Raw genomic sequence first — 15,912 nt, 5'->3', positions numbered from 1 at the left:
ATCAGCGGGGGTCGGTCGTCGCAGCGTCGTCGGCGGTGTCGGCACGGTTCTTCGCGACGCTCGCTTCCATCCGTGCGATCTGTTCGGGGCTGGCGGGCAGCTGGTGGTTCGCCTTCCACTGCGCATAGGGCATCCCGTACACCGCCTCACGCCCCTCGTCCTTCGACACCCCGGCGGCCTCCCCCAACCAGTCGCCTAGGCAGTTGCGACAGAAACCGGCCAGCCCCATCAGGTCGACATTCTGCGCATCGGTCCGATGCTGAAGATGGCGCAGGAGCCGGCGAAAGGCGGCGGCCTGCGCCGCATCGTCAATGCAATCGATTGTTGGCATTTGGTGATCCTAAAGGTTGATCGTTTACGAATAAGGCTTAGAGGCAGGCGCGCAACGCCCGGAGACTATCATGACCAAGGCCATCAGCCCCCGTTCGCGCAAGGTTCGCGTCCTCGCCACGCTCGGTCCTGCGAGCAATACGTACGAAATGATCGCGAAGCTGTTCGAAGCGGGCGCCGATGCGTTTCGCGTCAACATGAGCCATGGCGACCAGCAATCGAAGGTCGCGGTGATCGAGGCGATTCGCGGGCTTGAAAAGCAATATGGCCGCCCGACCACGATCCTCGCCGATCTTCAGGGTCCGAAGCTGCGCGTCGGCCGCTTTGCCGAAGGTCGCGTGATGCTCGAGGCCGGGCAGCGCTTCACGCTCGACCGGTCGGACGAACCTGGCGATGCCACGCGCGTCCAGTTGCCCCATCCCGAAATCTTCGCCGCGATCGCGCGCGACGCCCGCCTGCTGCTCGACGACGGGAAGCTGGTGCTGCGCGTCCTCGACCATGACGACGACAGGATCTTGACCGAGGTCGTGGTCGGCGGCGCGCTGTCCAATTCAAAGGGGCTGAACGTCCCCGACGTCGTGCTGCCAATGGCCGCGCTGACGCCGAAGGATATTTCCGACCTGCACTTCGCGGTCGACCAGGGCGTCGACTGGATCGCACTGTCGTTCGTGCAGCGGCCGGAGGATCTGGCCGAGGCGCGCAAGCTGATCCAGGGCAAGGCGGCGCTGCTCGCCAAGATCGAGAAGCCTTCGGCCGTCGCCCGGCTGGAGGAGATCGTCGAGCAGTGCGACGGCGTGATGGTCGCGCGCGGCGACCTGGGCGTCGAGCTGCCGCCGCAGTCGGTGCCACCGCTGCAGAAGCGCATCGTCGAAACCGCCCGCCGCCTCGGCCGTCCGGTCGTCGTCGCGACGCAGATGCTCGAATCGATGATCACCTCGCCCTCGCCGACACGCGCCGAAGTGTCGGACGTGGCGACCGCCGTCTATGACGGGGCCGATGCGATCATGTTGTCGGCGGAAAGCGCCGCGGGCAGCTGGCCCGTCGAATCGGTCGCGATGATGAACGACATCTCGCACGCCGTCGAACGCGACCCGGCGCATGGCGACCGCGTCCACTTCACCGTACTGCGTCCCGACCCCACCACCGCCGACGCGCTGGCCGAAGCCGCCAAGAACATCGCCGCCACGGTCGATGCGAAGGCGATCCTTTGCTTCACCAAATCGGGTTCGACCGCGCGCCGCATCGCGCGCGAACGGCCCGCGGTGCCGATCATGGTGCTGACGCCGCAGATCGACACCGCCCGCCGCCTCGGCCTGTTGTGGGGTGTCCATGCGGTCCACACCCGCGACGTCGAATCGTTCGAGGAAATGGTCGCGAAGGCCAAGCGCATGGTCCTGCGCCACAACATGGCCGGGGCCGGTGACCGCGTGGTCGTCTGCGCCGGCGTACCGTTCGGGACGCCGGGATCGACCAACGTGCTGCACGTCGTGCAGATCGTCGGCGACGAGCTGAAGAACTATCGCGGGCAGGAAGGGTAAGAACGCCACCCCGGCACGGGGAGGGGACCGCCGCGTAGCGGTGGAAGGGTGACTACGCAGCGCATCGACTGCAGAAGCCCTTCTCCACCAGCCTGCGGCTGCCCCCGCCCCGTGCCAGGGGGGGAACTATTCCACCTCGCTGCCTACCCGAACATCGACGTCCAGTTCTTCTTCGCCGGCCCCCATCCGCACGCCTGCGATCGGTGCCGCACCGGCAGCGTCCAGCGCGACCGCGACCCGGATATGATCCAGTCCCGACCGCCCGCCGGTTGCCGGATCGAATGCATACCAGCCACCCGAAACATATGCCTCCGCCCAGGCATGGGGCGCAGCGGTGCGGCGTTCGTCGTCGCCTGACAGGCTGTATCCGGACACGTAACGCGCCGGCACACCCCGCGCCCGCGCGGCGGCGATAAAGATCTGCGCCATGTCGCGTGGGGCCAGCCGTGCAGCGCTCGCCGCCTCGATTGCCGGACGGATCGTCGGCGTCGGCCGCCGGTCGAGTGGCCAGCGTGCATGGATCGCGCGGGCCAGCGCGGTCATGGCAGCCAGGTCGTCACCCTGCCCCAGCCCCTTGATGAGCGCATCGGCGCGGGTCAGCGACGTCACGCGGCGGAACAGGTCAGGGGGAAACGGCTCGTCCGTTCCCTCGATCGGACCATCGGTTTCGGTCAGGAGTGCCTCCCCCGATACCGTCAGGACCAGCGCATCGACCGGACCCTCCGCATAGAGCATCCGCGTGACGTTGCCGTAGCCGTCGAACCCCTCTCGCAGTCGCGCGTCGCAATCGACGTCGATGCGCCAGTTCACCACCGTCTGGTGGCTGGTATCGGCAGGAAACAACCGCAGCAACTGGACGATCCGCGCCTGCGGCTCGGTAAAGCGGTAGCGCGTTTCATGGTGGACCGTCAGCCGCATCAGATAAAACGGAACTGGCGGGCGATGGCGGCGTCGAGCATCGCATTCTCCCGGATGAAGGCATTCAGATATTCATGCAGGCCGCTGACGATGACCTCGTGCGCGCGGGTCTTCTGCATCCGCGCCAGCCGGGCACGCGCCATCCGGTCGGCCTCCCCCTGAAAACCGGTGCGCTTGCCCAGCATGTTCAGCATCTCGACCGTTTCATCGACGCAGGCCGCCAGACTGCGCGGCACCTCACCACGCGACAGCAGCAATTCGATGACGTTGGCGGGCTTCAGCCCCTCGCTATACAGCCAGCGATAGGCCGTGACGGCCGACACCGTTTGCAGGATCGTCGTCCACTGATCGCGATCGATCGCGCCGCCGATCCGCTCGCCCTCCGGCAGCAACAGGTGATATTTGACGTCGATCAGCCGCGCGGTGTTGTCGGCACGCTCGATCGCCGCCCCCAGCTGCACGAACCACGTCGCCTCGTTCTTCATCATGCGCTGCACTGCGCCTTCGAAGCCGCGCGCCTCGGCCTTGATCGCCTCGACGAGGTTGAGGATGTCCTCGCCCTCCTCGCCCCGCGGCGTGTTGAAGACGATCCACGCACGGTTGATCGCGGTCCACGCGTCGCGGGTCAGTGCGGTGCGCACCGCCTTCGCATTGTTGCGCGCGGCGTCGAGACACCACAGGATCGACCCGGCATGGCTGCGGTCGCAGGTCAGGAAGCGTGCGACCGAAGCCTGCCCGACGCCCTGCCCGGTCGCGGCGAAGCTGTCCTCGGTATAGCTGACCGCCAGCGCGCTGGCCCATGCGGCATCGCCGGCCGGACGCGACGACAGCGCATCGAGCCGCACGGTCGCCTCCACCAGCCGCGCAAGGAAATCGGCGCGCTCGACATAGCGCCCCAGCCAATAGAGCGAGGCGGCGGTGCGGGAGAGCATCGCCATGTCAGCGCCCCCCCTGCGACTGGGTCATCCCGCCCATCGCCTGCACCTGTGACTGGACCGGACCATCGTCCATCAGCACGAAACTGTCCTTGGTGCCGCCGCCCTGGCTGGAATTGACTACCAGCGACCCTTCCTTCAGCGCGACGCGGGTCAGGCCGCCGGGCACGACCTGCACCGTCTCGGCGCCGGTCAGCACGAACGGGCGGAAATCGACATGCCGCGGGGCAAGGCCCGCTTCGGTCAGCGTCGGTACGGTCGACAGCGCAAGCGTCGGCTGCGCGATATAACGCTGCGGCTCGGCGATCAGCGCGCGGCGGAACTCCTCGATCTCCGCCTTCGATGCGGTGGGTCCGACCAGCATTCCATAGCCGCCCGATCCGTCGACCAGTTTCACCACCACCTCGTCCAGATGGTCGAGGACGTATTTGAGCGCCTGCGGCTCGCGACAGCGCCATGTCTCGACATTGGGGAGCATCGGTTCGCTCTCGGCGTAGAAGCGGACGATCTCCGGCATGTAGCTATAGATCGCCTTGTCGTCGGCGATGCCGTTGCCCGGCGCGTTGACCAGCGCGACATTGCCCGCGCGGTACGCAGCGATCAGCCCCGGCACGCCCAGCAGCGATTCGGGGCGGAACACGACCGGATCGATGAAGTCGTCGTCGATCCGGCGATAGATGACGTCGACCCGCACCCGTCCGGCGATGGTCTGCATCCACACCACATCGTCGTCGACCAGCAGGTCGGCCGGCTCGACCAGTTCGACGCCCATCGAATCGGCAAGGAGGCTGTGTTCGTAATAGGCCGAATTGAAATGCCCCGGCGTCAGCACGACGCAGGTCGGGTGTGCCCCCGCCCCCGGCGGAGCGACCGATCGCATCGTCTCCAACAGCTTGTCGGGATAGCTGTCGACCGCCGCCACGCGGAAATTGCGGAACAGTTCGGGGCACAGCCGGATCATCGCCTCGCGATTTTCCAGCATGTACGACACACCCGACGGTGTGCGGGCATTGTCCTCGAGTACGAAGAATTCGTCCGGCCCAGTGCGTACCAGATCGATGCCGCAGATATGCGCCCAGACGCCATGCGGCGGGCGGATACCGGCGATTTCGGGCCGGAACTGCGCGTTGCCGAAGATCAGGTCGGGCGGCAGCACCCCCGCCTTCAGGATGCGGCGTTCGCCATAGATATCGTCGAGAAAAGCGTTGATCGCCTGCGTCCGCTGGATCAGCCCCTGTGACAGGCGCGCCCATTCGTCGGCCATGAACACGCGCGGCACGATGTCGAACGGGATGATCCGTTCCGCCGCCTCGCTGTCGCCATAGACCGCAAAGGTGATGCCCAGTTGTCGAAAGGTCGCTTCGGCGGATTGCAGGCGGCGCTTCAACTCATGGGAAGGCACCTCGCGCATCCATCGTGCCAGTGCCGCAAGGTCGGTACGCGGATGATCCGGCCCACCATGTCCCCAGATTTCGTCGAACGCTCGCCCCATTCAACCCCCAACGCCGCAGGTCGGTTAACGCTCCACATGCTGCGCTGCAAAATTGGGGCTGGCAAGCGGCTATGTGCGCTCGGGTACCAACTCGGTCAGGGTTGCCGGCGTCAGCACCTGCGGCAGCACGCGCGCGTCCTTTTCGCCCGTCCCATACCACAGATATAGCGGCACGCCGGCCCGGTTATGCGCCTCGATAAAACGGCCGAGCGTCGGGTCGCCGTCGGTCCAGTCGCCGACCAGCACCTTCACCCCGCCCTTTCGAAAGGCATCGGCAACCGCCTGCGTCTCGATCGCGGCGCGTTCGTTGACCTTGCACGTCAGGCACCAGTCGGCGGTAAAATAGGCGAAGACCGGCTTGCCCTCGGCCCGGAGCGCCGCCAGCCGCGCCTCGCTGAACGGTTCGGCCCCGGCGATGCCGGTCGGGACAGCCCCGGCGGGCGGTGCGCGCTGCACCAGCGCGGCACTTGCCACCGCCAGCACCAGCGCGGCGATCCCCGGCCACCACGCCCGGTCGCGCCCGCGCGACTGCCGCCGTCCGGTCCACCACAGCCCCAGCCCGGCGAGCAGTAGCGCCCCCAGCCCCAGCTCCATGCCGTCGACCCCTGCCTGTCGCCCCAATATCCATGCCAGTGCCAGCGCGGTCAGGAACATCGGCACCGACAGAGCCTTGCGGAATGCATCCATCCATGACCCCGGCCGTGGCAGGCGGCGGCGCAACGCTGGCACGAAGCCCAGCAGCAGGAACGGCAGTGCGAGGCCGAACCCCAAGCCCGCGAACACCGCCATCGCCGCGACCGGCGGCAGCACCAGCGCCGACCCGAGCGCGGCGCCCATGAACGGTCCGGTGCAGGGTGTCGCGACGAACGCAGCCAGCGCACCGGTGGCGAATGCCCCGCCCCGCCCGCTGTGGTTGCCCAGCTGCGGCGTCGGCAGTTCGAACAGTCCGGCGAGGTTCAGCGCGATGCCGCCGGTCAGTACCAGCAGCAGCAGCACGACGCGCGGATCGGTCAGCTGGAACGCCCACCCCGCCGCCACGCCCGCCGCGCGGATCGCCAGCAGGATGCCGCCCAGCGCCATGCAGGTGACGACCGCCCCGACGGTATAGGCCACCCCCTCCGCCCGCGCATGGGCCGCCGACTCGCCCGACCGGGCGAGGCTCAGCGCCTTCAGGCTCAGGATCGGAAAGACGCAGGGCATGATGTTGAGCAGCAAACCGCCCAACAGCGCCCCGGCAAAGGCAATCAGCGCGGCGCGGATCGGCGTCGGATCGGCGGCAGCGGCCACCGCGCCGGGGGTGGCGCGGACCGCGAAGCCCTGTCCCGGCCCGGTCGCCAATACGCCTTCGATCGCAGACGGCTTGCCGGTGCCCTTCGTCTCGACGACGATCGCGTCACCGTCGCGGCGGATGGCCTGCGGCGCGTCGTAATCGATCGCATTTTCGGTTTCGGGGAAGAAATAGGCGTCGCCGATCGGCTGCGATGCCGGGAACGGTATGCGCAGCCGCAGCGGTTCCCCCGCCTGGAACAGCGCCGGCGATCCGAGTGGCCGCGGCAGCGCGCGCCGCCATCCGTCGAATTCGACGCGGCGACCGGGCGCGATCGCGCCGTCGCCGATGGTCAGCACGGTCGACAGTTCGGCCTTTTCCGGAACGCAGATTTCGCGGGTACAGACCAGATAGTCGATCGCGAGTCGCACCGGCACCGCACTCCCCTTCGCCAGCCCGGCGGGAAGCTGCAGGTCAGTCAGGATCGTCCATGGCCGTTCATAGACATAGTTGATGATCCCGGCGACGGTCAGCCGTTCGGGCACCGGGTAGCGCAGCGGGCCGACCCGCGCGCCCGCCGGCAAGGTCCAGTCGAGTCGCGGCTGTGTGCCGACCGCGCCGGGATTCTTCCAATATCCGTGCCAGCCGGCATCGGGCACCGACACCAGCGCCAGCGCGATGCGCGATCCTGCCGCCGGGCTATCACTCTCCGCGACGATCCGCATCTCGACGTGCCGCTGCCCCGGCACCTGCGCCATGGCCGGCAGTGCCGTTAGGAGAGCCAGGAGGATGGCGATGAGTCGCCACAGCGTTCTTGCCGGTGTCATGTCCGCCGGGTAGCGGAGTTTCGGGACGGATGCACCGTCCGCGGAGTTCCTCAATGCGTTTCCCGACCCTTGCCGCGCTGCTGCTCGGCACCGCCGTCCCCGCCATGGCGCAGACCGCCGCGCCCGCCCCGGCAGCCGCCGATGTCCCGGTACCGCCGACCTATCCGACGACTCGTCCCAAGCTGATCGTCGCCATCTCGGTCGATCAGTTCTCCGCCGACCTGTTCGCCGAATATCGCGCGCGCTTCACCGGCGGCTTCGTACGGATGATGCAGGGCGCGGTGTTCCCGTCGGGCTATCAGAGCCATGCCGCGACCGAAACCTGCCCCGGCCATTCGACGATCCTGACCGGATCGCGCCCGTCGCGGACCGGCATCATCGCCAATGACTGGATCGACCAGCGCAGCACGAGCCGCCCCGATCACAAGGTCTATTGCGCGGAGGACGAGCGCGTGCCCGGTTCGACGTTCAAGGACTATACCGTGTCCGACACGCACCTGATGGTGCCGACGCTGGGCGAACGGATGAAGGCTGCCGACCCGCGCACCCGCGTCGTATCGGTCGCGGGCAAGGACCGCGCGGCGGTGATGATGGGCGGGCACAAGGTCGACGAACTGTGGTGGTTCGGCAAGGACGGCTTCGTCAGCTATGCCGGACGCAAGATGCCGCCGGTGGTCGCGCGCGCCAACGCCGCCGTGGCGAAGCAGATCGCGACGGCGCAACCGGCAATGACGCTGCCGACCTTCTGCCAGCCGCTCGCGCGGGCGGTGTCGGTCGCGGGCAAGACGATCGGCACCGGTCGTTTCGCGCGCGAGGCGGGCGACGTGAACAACTTCCGCCGCTCGCCCGAATGGGATGCCGCCGTCCTGGCACTTGCCGCCGGGCTGATCCAGGACATGAAGCTTGGCCAGGGACCACAGACCGACATCATTTCGATCGGCGCCTCCGCCACCGATTATGTCGGGCACGGCTATGGCACCGAAGGCAGCGAGATGTGCCTGCAGCTGACCTCGCTTGACCAGAGCCTGGGCGAATTCTTCAAGGTGCTGGACGCGACCGGCGTCGATTACCAAGTCGTGCTGACCGCCGACCATGGTGGCAGCGACGCCAGCGAACGCCATGCCGAACATGCGATTCCGCAAGCGGTGCGCCAGGACGGCGAGCTGACCGTCGAGGGGATTGGCAAGGCGATCGGCCAGAAGCTCGGTATAGCCGGCCCCGTGCTGTTCGGTGCGGTGAACGGTGATGTCTGGTACGACATCAACCTGACACCGGCGCAAAAGGCCGCCGTCGAGCGCGAGGCGATCGCGATGTTCATGGCTCATCCGCAGACGCAGGCGGTCTTCACCCGTGCGCAGGTGATGGCGACGACCGTGCCCAACACGCCGCCCGAAACCTGGACCCTGCTGGAGCGTGCCCGCGCATCCTATTACCCGCCGCGCTCGGGCGATCTGCTGGTCGCGATGAAGCCGCGCGTGCTGACGCTGCCGCATCCGGTGGTCGGCAGCGCGGTCGCGACGCATGGCAGCTTCTGGGACTATGACCGGCGCGTGCCAATCCTGTTCTGGCGGAAGGGTGCCGGCGGGTTCGAGGAACCATTCGGCGTGGAGACGGTCGACATCCTGCCGACGCTGGCCGCGACGATCGGCCTGAACGTGCCCAAGGGCGAGATCGACGGCCGCTGCCTCGACCTCGATCCGGGCACGGGATCGACCTGCCGCTGAGCCTGCCGTGCGGTTCGAGCAGCTTCGAGCTTGTCGCGAAGCGTCCGTCGAGAACCCCGCTCGACGGACGCGAAATTTCAGGGCAGCGCCAACAACGCCGTCGCTGCCGATGCCGGACCGGCCCGCTCCTCCAGCGACCGGACGATGGCGGCGGCGGTGCGCGGGACCTTGCCCGCAAACGCCATCCGTCCGTTGACCGTCACCCGCACCGGCCGGTCGAGATCGACCAACCGGTCGGACAGGCGCAATGTCAGCCCGGCCGGTACAGCACCGTCGATCGTGATCGCCTGTCCCTCGACCCGCGCGTCGATCCGGTCGCCGGCCTTGGGCTGTGCCGCATCGGGGAGTTGCAGCCAGTAGAAGCGATCGTGGGTCACGTCGTCCTGCACCCACACGATCCGCCTGGGCCATGGATTGCGCGTGAACTGCGCCATCCACGGCAAGCCTTCGGCATCCTTGCGGTTCATCCAGTGCGGCAGGCCCGGATAGATCCGCGTCATCGACACATAGCCGCCCGGATCGGCGGCGTGCAGCTTTTCCAGCTCCGCGCCCTTCTCCGCCGCGATCCGGTTACGGTCATAGGCCGCGTCCGCCCCGCCCATGAAGATAGCGAACGGCAGGTTGCGCAGGCCCGCGACACTGGCCTCGTTCGGATGGCCCGCCATCATCGCCGCAGCCGCAAAGCGATCCGCCATGCGCGGCGCCAGCTGCCACACCCCGTCGCCGCCGGCAGAATAGCCGAGCAGATAGACGCGGTTGGGATCGACGCCGTTGATCGCGACCTGCGCATCGATCAGTCGCTGGAACAGCGGGTCGATATGCGCCTCATGCCACAGGTTCCACGTATCGGTCGGCGCGCGCGGTGCGAGGTAGATACCTTCGGACGGCTGGTATAGCCCGATCTGGTTGCGCCATTGCTGGTCGTTGACCGCCGGCGCGGCATTGCCGCCGCCATGCATCGAAATCCACAGGCTGCGCTTGCCGAACGGGGCATCACCGAACTGCCGGCTTTCCCATCGCAGCGTCTTGTCGCCAAGCGTGATCGCCTTTGCCGCGATCACCTGTCGGTCGTCAGCCGCCATGCGTCGCGCGCGTGCAGCGGCCAACAAGTCGACCGCCCTGTCCGCCTCTGCCCTCGACAAGGATCGGCGAAGGATCGGAGCATCGCTCCGCCGAACGGCATCCGGCTGCATCGTCCAACGGGACAGGTCGTTCAATATCCTCGCCGGCGGCGATTGCCGCGGGACGGAAACCGCCGGCGCGGCGATCAGGAGCAGGAGCGGTGCAAGGACGAAACGGTGCTGCATGGGCGCACGACTATCGCAGATCGCACGCTACCCGAAACAGAAAGCGTTCAGCGCGTCTCGAACTTGCGCACGCCCGGCCCCAGTCGGTTCGCGCCGACTGCCACGCCATCGCCGGTGTAGTCCGCGACGAACGCCGGGCTCTTGTCGACCCCCGGTGCCAGTCGCGCATCATTATCCTCGACCTTCAGACCGCGCGCCGGGAAGCTGTGCTTTTCCGCACCCACGACGATGAAGCCGGTCCAGTTTTCCTTCGCCTTGCCCTGGACAAAGGTGTTGCGCGCGATCAGCCCGGTGGCGCCTTCGGGCAGGTCGATCATGTAATTGGTCTTGTTGCCCCGGCTGTCGTCGAAGCTGGAATCGGTGATCTCGATCCGGGGGGCGCGGATCTTCACATAATGGCCGCCGGTACCGCGTTCGAACCGCGAGCGGGTGATGGTGATTGATCCGTTATTGCCCAGATACACCGAATGCGAACAGTCGGTCGTCTCGTCGCACTGGCCAAGGCCGGCGAAGGTCGAGCGGTCGATGCGGATGCGCTGCTGCCCCTCCGGATTGCCGCCGAGAATGCCTTCCTGGCTGTCGAGAAAGGTAGAGTTGGTGACGGTCAGGTCACCGATCTCGGTGCGGATGCCGGCACCATTGCCGTCGGGCACGCGGATACGGCGAAATACGATGCCGTCGACCGTCGAGCGCCGTCCGCGCAGGACGAACGTCGCCTTCCCCTCGCACGCACCGCCGTCGAAGATCACCGTGCCCGGCGTTCGCGCACGAAAGGTGATGTCGCCACCGGTCTGCACCGTGCAGTCGCGATAAGTGCCGGGCGCGATCAGGATCGTCGCAGTCCCGTCGCGCACCGCAGTGACAGCGGCATCAATGGTCGCGAAGCCTTCGCCGGTCTGTTCGATAACGAACGGTGCGGCTCGCTGCTGTGCGGGGAGCGGCGCAGCCAGCAACAACATCGCGGCGGGCAGCAATAATCGGGCGGTCATCGGCCGGTCCTTCCTCGGTTCCGACCCTGACATGCGCCAGCGGCACTCCGCGCGAAAGGGGGCAAATCCGTCCCGGCGCGGTACGCGCTCAGACGTTGAGGCGCGCGCGCATTTCCTTGCCCGGCTTAAAATATGGAACGCGCTTCGCATCCACGTCGACCGCTTCGCCGGTACGCGGGTTGCGCCCGGTACGGGCATCGCGCGCACGGGTCGAAAACGCACCGAAGCCGCGCAGTTCGACCCGGCCGCCGCTGCGCAGCTGTTCGGTGATCGCGTCGAAGAAGGTCGTGACGATCCGTTCGACATCCCGCGGTGGCAGTTCCGGATTTTCCTGTGCCACCTGCTGAACCAGTTCGGATCGGATCATCATTTCCCCCGCCATTTCAAAACCATATCCCGGAACGGTGCGATCGGGACACTGGCCTGCCCTAACCTATGTCTATCGCCCGTCACAATCCGCCTTTCGAATGAACGAAAAAACGGGGCGCTCCACATGTGGAGCACCCCGTTCCTGTTCCTGCCGATCGGCAGGCTAAGGCTTACTTCTGTTCGCCGCGCGCCTTCAGCGCCTCGCCCAGAATGTCGCCCAGCGACGCGCCCGAGTCGGACGAACCATACTGCGCCACCGCCTGCTTCTCTTCGGCGATCTGCATCGCCTTGATCGAGAAGGTCGGCTTCTTCGAACGATCGAAGCCGGTGACCATCGCGTCGAACTTCTGACCAACCTGGAAACGCTCCGGACGCTGTTCGTCGCGGTCGCGGCCGAGGTCGGTGCGCTTGATGAAGCCGGTCGCGCCATCGTCGCCCTGCTGCACTTCGAGGCCCGCGTCGCGGACTTCGAGGACGGTCACGGTCACGATCGCGTTCTTGTTCAGGCGATCACCCGCCTGCGCGGCGACCGGGCCACCACGCTCCAGCTGCTTCATGCCGAGCGAAATGCGCTCCTTGTCCGGCTCGACCGCCAGCACGACGGCCTGGACCGTCTCGCCCTTGCGGTGCAGGTTGAGCGCGTCCTCGCCCGAAATGCCCCATGCGATGTCCGACATGTGGACCATGCCGTCGACGTCGCCGTCCAGGCCGATGAACAGGCCGAACTCGGTCGCGTTCTTGACTTCGCCCTCGACGGTCGAACCGACGGGGTGATCTTCCGCGAACTTCTCCCACGGATTGGCCTGTGCCTGCTTGAGGCCCAGCGAGATGCGGCGCTTGTCCTGATCGACTTCGAGGACGATCACGTCGACTTCCTGGCTGGTCGAGACGATCTTGCCCGGATGGACGTTCTTCTTGGTCCAGCTCATTTCCGAAACGTGGACGAGACCTTCGATGCCCGGCTCCAGTTCGACGAACGCACCATATTCGGTGATGTTCGTGACCCGGCCCGACAGCTTCGCGCCGACCGGATACTTGGCACCGGCGCCATCCCACGGATCGCTCTCAAGCTGCTTCATGCCGAGCGAGATGCGCTGCGTGTCGCGGTTGATGCGGATGATCTGAACGCGGACGGTATCGCCGATGTTCAGGACTTCCGACGGATGCCCGACGCGCTTGTACGACAGGTCGGTGACGTGCAGCAGGCCGTCGATGCCGCCGAGGTCGACGAACGCACCGTAATCGGTGATGTTCTTGACCACGCCGTCGATCACCTGGCCTTCGGCGAGCGACTGGATCAGGCCCGAACGCTGCTCGGCGCGGGTTTCTTCCAGCACGGCACGACGCGACACGACGATGTTGCCGCGCTTGCGGTCCATCTTCAGGATCTGGAACGGCTGCGGAATGTCCATCAGCGGGGTGACGTCGCGCACCGGACGGATATCGACCTGCGAACCCGGCAGGAACGCCACGGCGCCCGACAGGTCGACGGTGAAGCCGCCCTTGACGCGGCCGAAGATGACGCCTTCGACGCGGGCGGTCTTAGCGAATTCGGTTTCCAGCTTGTCCCATGCGGCTTCGCGACGGGCGCGGTCGCGGCTCAGCATCGCTTCGCCGTTAGCATTCTCGACGCGGTCGACATAGACTTCGACTTCGTCACCGACCTTCAGATCGGCCTTCTGGCCCGGCGCGGCGAATTCGCGCAGCGGCACGCGGCCTTCCGACTTCAGACCGACGTCGATGACCGCCAGGTCGTTTTCGATGCCGGTGACGGTGCCGATGACGACGCGGCCTTCGAAGCTTTCCGAAGCGCCGAACATGTCGTCGAGCATCGACGCAAAATCGTCACGGGTGGGATTTGCCATGCTGGCCATAAAGAACGTGGTTCCTAGACTTCTATGTTTCCGGCCGGCCGGTTGGTTCCGGCGGTCTTTGACCGGGATTGCCGCGCGCGCCGAATACGACACGCGGCATTCGGCGACTTCGTCGTCACGAAAGGCTTGCCCCGGCTATGCGGAAAGGGCGCGCAAGCGCCCGGCCTTCGCGAGTCTGTACTCGTCGAACCGGCGCGCCATACGCCTTTTGGCGCGATGGCGCAACGGTGCGAGGGCGCTTGCCGGGGGCGAAACAAGGATTGTTTCACGCGGAGGCGCGAAGACGCGGAGAAGAAGGGAGAAGGTAGTTTTCGCGCAGAGGCTTGGAGGCGCAAAGAGATCGCGACACTGGTGATCGCTACCTTCCCGGCGAAGCCTTGTAGAGTCGCTGCAAAAAGCGGCAATGGCCGCTGGCGCGGCGAACGACCGCCGCACACACGATCTCTATCTGCGTCTCCGCGTCTCTGCGCGAAAACTATCGACTACTCCTTCGCGCCTCGACGCCTCGGCGTGAAAACCCGATCAGCCCCGACGTCCGCCGCGATACGGCTTGGCGGAATGGCGGGGCGGCGCGCCGTTGGTGCGGCGCTGCGGAGCGGCCGGCGGGCCCGACATCTGTTCGAACATCAGGTCGTCGTCGGGCGTCGCGGTGCGCTTCACCGAAGCGATGAACTTGCCCGCGATCGCCTTTGGGATTTCGAACGCCGATTCGTCGTTGGCGATGCGGATCGCGCCGATCTCACCCTTGGTGATGTGCCCGCGACGGCACAGCAACGGCAGCAGCCAGCGCGGGTCCGCATTGTGGCGGCGGCCGACATTCATGCGGAACCACACCGTATCCTCGAAACCCGGACGCGGCCCTTCGGGCCGATCGCGGCGATCGGGCGCGCCGCCGGCCGACAGCTCCTCCGGCGCGGGCAGCTTGGCACGATACGCCCGGACCAGCAACGCGGCGATGTCCTCCGGCGTCTTTTCGGCCAGCAGGCGCGCACCCAGTTCGACATCGGCCTCGTCGAACTCGACCGGCTCGGCCAGCTTGGCGAGCAGGCGTTCGCGGTCCGCTGCGTGAATCTGCTCCGGGGTCGGCACGCCGATCCATTCGGCGTTGATCTTGGCATCGCGCAGCAGCCCCTCGACGCGGCGACGGCGCTGATAGGGCACGATCAGGGCGGCAATGCCCTTCTTGCCCGCGCGACCGGTCCGGCCCGAGCGGTGCTGGAGCGCCTCGGCATCGCGCGGCAGCTCGACATGGACGACGAGGCTGAGCGAGGGCAGGTCGATGCCGCGCGCGGCGACGTCGGTCGCGACGCACACGCGGGCACGGCGGTCGCGCAGCGCCTGCAACGCATGGTTGCGCTCCGACTGCGAATGCTCGCCCGACAGCGCGACCGCATCGAAGCCGCGCTCGACCAGATTGGCGTGCAGGTGGCGCACAGCCTCCCGCGTCGCGCAGAACAGGAACGCGGTGTCCGGCTCGTGCAGGCGCAGCAGGTTGACGACGGCATTCTCGATGTCGTTCGGCGCGACCGTCATCGCCTGATAGCTGATGTCGCCATGGCCCCGCTCCGCTTCGCGGGTATCGATGCGGAACGCGTCCTTCTGATAGCGCTTGGCGAGCGCCACGATCGGCTTGGCCAGCGTCGCCGAGAACAGCAGCGTCCGGCGCTCGGCCGGCGTGCCGTCGAGAATCCCTTCGAGATCCTCGCGAAAGCCCATGTCGAGCATCTCGTCGGCCTCGTCGAGGATCGCGACCTTCAGACCCGACAGGTCGAGCGCGCCGCGCTCCAGATGGTCGCGCAGACGACCCGGCGTACCGACGACGATATGCGCGCCATGGCTCAGGTTGCGACGTTCGCGCGCGGCGTCCATGCCGCCGACGCACGACACGATGCGCGCACCGGTCGGGCCATACAGCCACAGCAGTTCGCGCGCGACCTGCAGCGCCAGTTCGCGGGTCGGCGCGATGGCAAGCGCCAGCGGCGTGCCGGCGCGCGGCATCTTGTCCTCGGCATCGAGCAGGTCGCGTGCTATGGCAAGGCCGAAGGCAACGGTCTTGCCCGATCCGGTTTGCGCGGACACCAGCAGGTCGCGCCCTTCGGCATCGGGCGTCAGGACGGCCGCCTGAACGGCGGTCGGGGATTCATAGCCACGCGCGGACAGCGCCGCGGCGAGCGGTTCGGGTAACGTCGAAAAAGGCATAGGGTGCCAGATGGCCCCAAATTGCGGCCACGGCAAGGCCGCGCGTATCGTTTACCATGCAACCTGTACGCGAATTTGGCAAAAGATTTTCGTTTGTCGCTTTCCGTACCCCGATATTGCCGTCGCTCCGCGCCTTTCCCACA

Annotated in this window: 12 protein-coding genes; 2 read left to right on the top strand and 10 right to left on the bottom strand. The window is 66.9% G+C overall.

What is annotated here, in order from left to right; genetic code table 11:
• Window position 1: 1 nt before the first annotated feature.
• The gene (locus QZ755_RS13970) at window positions 2–331 is read right to left on the bottom strand and encodes a DUF1244 domain-containing protein (RefSeq protein ID WP_294323988.1); all 330 of its coding nucleotides are present in this window, start codon (window positions 329–331) and stop codon (window positions 2–4) included.
• Between the two features lie 70 nt (window positions 332–401).
• Here QZ755_RS13970 and pyk point away from each other — a divergent pair, with 70 nt between their 5' ends.
• Window positions 402–1,868 carry a pyruvate kinase gene (gene pyk, locus QZ755_RS13965; RefSeq protein ID WP_294323987.1) on the top strand — a complete coding sequence of 489 codons (1,467 nt, stop codon included), beginning with the start codon at window positions 402–404 and terminating at the stop codon, window positions 1,866–1,868.
• Between the two features lie 126 nt (window positions 1,869–1,994).
• Here pyk and QZ755_RS13960 read toward each other — a convergent pair whose 3' ends face one another.
• From QZ755_RS13960 to QZ755_RS13945, 4 genes are all read right to left on the bottom strand, one after another.
• Window positions 1,995–2,786, bottom strand: a complete 792-nt coding sequence (locus tag QZ755_RS13960; protein WP_294323985.1) for a transglutaminase N-terminal domain-containing protein — start codon at window positions 2,784–2,786, stop codon at window positions 1,995–1,997.
• Window positions 2,786–3,718, bottom strand: a complete 933-nt coding sequence (locus QZ755_RS13955; protein ID WP_294324051.1) for an alpha-E domain-containing protein — start codon at window positions 3,716–3,718, stop codon at window positions 2,786–2,788. The genes QZ755_RS13960 and QZ755_RS13955 overlap by 1 nt, the downstream gene beginning before the upstream one ends.
• A gap of 7 nt (window positions 3,719–3,725) precedes the next feature.
• Window positions 3,726–5,213, bottom strand: a complete 1,488-nt coding sequence (locus QZ755_RS13950) for a circularly permuted type 2 ATP-grasp protein (RefSeq protein ID WP_294323983.1) — start codon at window positions 5,211–5,213, stop codon at window positions 3,726–3,728.
• A 69-nt stretch (window positions 5,214–5,282) separates the two neighbouring features.
• Window positions 5,283–7,307 carry a protein-disulfide reductase DsbD domain-containing protein gene (locus tag QZ755_RS13945; protein WP_294323981.1) on the bottom strand — a complete coding sequence of 675 codons (2,025 nt, stop codon included), beginning with the start codon at window positions 7,305–7,307 and terminating at the stop codon, window positions 5,283–5,285.
• Window positions 7,308–7,360: 53 nt separating this feature from the next.
• Here QZ755_RS13945 and QZ755_RS13940 point away from each other — a divergent pair, with 53 nt between their 5' ends.
• Complete coding sequence (locus tag QZ755_RS13940) at window positions 7,361–9,031, top strand: alkaline phosphatase family protein (protein WP_294323979.1); 1,671 nt, start codon at window positions 7,361–7,363, stop codon at window positions 9,029–9,031.
• 77 nt (window positions 9,032–9,108) lie between these two features.
• Here the strand turns inward: QZ755_RS13940 and QZ755_RS13935 are convergent, their stop codons facing one another.
• The 5 genes from QZ755_RS13935 to QZ755_RS13915 form a co-directional block, all read right to left on the bottom strand.
• The gene (locus QZ755_RS13935) at window positions 9,109–10,113 is read right to left on the bottom strand and encodes a hypothetical protein (protein WP_294323977.1); all 1,005 of its coding nucleotides are present in this window, start codon (window positions 10,111–10,113) and stop codon (window positions 9,109–9,111) included.
• 272 nt (window positions 10,114–10,385) lie between these two features.
• Window positions 10,386–11,327: a right-handed parallel beta-helix repeat-containing protein gene (locus QZ755_RS13930; RefSeq protein ID WP_294323975.1), complete on the bottom strand. Its 942-nt coding sequence runs from the start codon at window positions 11,325–11,327 to the stop codon at window positions 10,386–10,388.
• A gap of 88 nt (window positions 11,328–11,415) precedes the next feature.
• Entirely contained in the window at window positions 11,416–11,694 is a 279-nt protein-coding gene (locus tag QZ755_RS13925) for an integration host factor subunit beta (RefSeq protein WP_294324050.1), read from the bottom strand.
• A gap of 172 nt (window positions 11,695–11,866) precedes the next feature.
• Window positions 11,867–13,570: a 30S ribosomal protein S1 gene (gene rpsA, locus QZ755_RS13920; RefSeq protein WP_066689665.1), complete on the bottom strand. Its 1,704-nt coding sequence runs from the start codon at window positions 13,568–13,570 to the stop codon at window positions 11,867–11,869.
• Window positions 13,571–14,092: 522 nt separating this feature from the next.
• Window positions 14,093–15,769 (bottom strand): DEAD/DEAH box helicase, encoded by a 1,677-nt coding sequence (locus QZ755_RS13915; RefSeq protein WP_294323973.1) that lies wholly within the window; start codon window positions 15,767–15,769, stop codon window positions 14,093–14,095.
• Between the last annotated feature and the right edge of the window lie 143 nt (window positions 15,770–15,912).

Source organism: uncultured Sphingomonas sp. (assembly GCF_913776855.1).
GTDB lineage: Bacteria > Pseudomonadota > Alphaproteobacteria > Sphingomonadales > Sphingomonadaceae > Sphingomonas.
The sequence above is the reverse complement of the archived record's forward strand: the minus strand, read 5'-3'. Positions and strand labels throughout refer to the sequence as shown.

Coding starts and splice junctions, on each gene's coding strand:
- QZ755_RS13935 (WP_294323977.1), bottom strand. CDS start 10,113: ATGGCGGCTGACGACCGACAGGTGATCGCGGCAAAGGCGATCACGCTT.
- QZ755_RS13930 (WP_294323975.1), bottom strand. CDS start 11,327: ATGACCGCCCGATTATTGCTGCCCGCCGCGATGTTGTTGCTGGCTGCG.
- rpsA (WP_066689665.1), bottom strand. CDS start 13,570: ATGGCCAGCATGGCAAATCCCACCCGTGACGATTTTGCGTCGATGCTC.
- QZ755_RS13925 (WP_294324050.1), bottom strand. CDS start 11,694: ATGATCCGATCCGAACTGGTTCAGCAGGTGGCACAGGAAAATCCGGAA.
- QZ755_RS13960 (WP_294323985.1), bottom strand. CDS start 2,786: ATGCGGCTGACGGTCCACCATGAAACGCGCTACCGCTTTACCGAGCCG.
- QZ755_RS13950 (WP_294323983.1), bottom strand. CDS start 5,213: ATGGGGCGAGCGTTCGACGAAATCTGGGGACATGGTGGGCCGGATCAT.
- QZ755_RS13915 (WP_294323973.1), bottom strand. CDS start 15,769: ATGCCTTTTTCGACGTTACCCGAACCGCTCGCCGCGGCGCTGTCCGCG.
- QZ755_RS13940 (WP_294323979.1), top strand. CDS start 7,361: ATGCGTTTCCCGACCCTTGCCGCGCTGCTGCTCGGCACCGCCGTCCCC.
- QZ755_RS13945 (WP_294323981.1), bottom strand. CDS start 7,307: ATGACACCGGCAAGAACGCTGTGGCGACTCATCGCCATCCTCCTGGCT.
- QZ755_RS13970 (WP_294323988.1), bottom strand. CDS start 331: ATGCCAACAATCGATTGCATTGACGATGCGGCGCAGGCCGCCGCCTTT.
- pyk (WP_294323987.1), top strand. CDS start 402: ATGACCAAGGCCATCAGCCCCCGTTCGCGCAAGGTTCGCGTCCTCGCC.
- QZ755_RS13955 (WP_294324051.1), bottom strand. CDS start 3,718: ATGCTCTCCCGCACCGCCGCCTCGCTCTATTGGCTGGGGCGCTATGTC.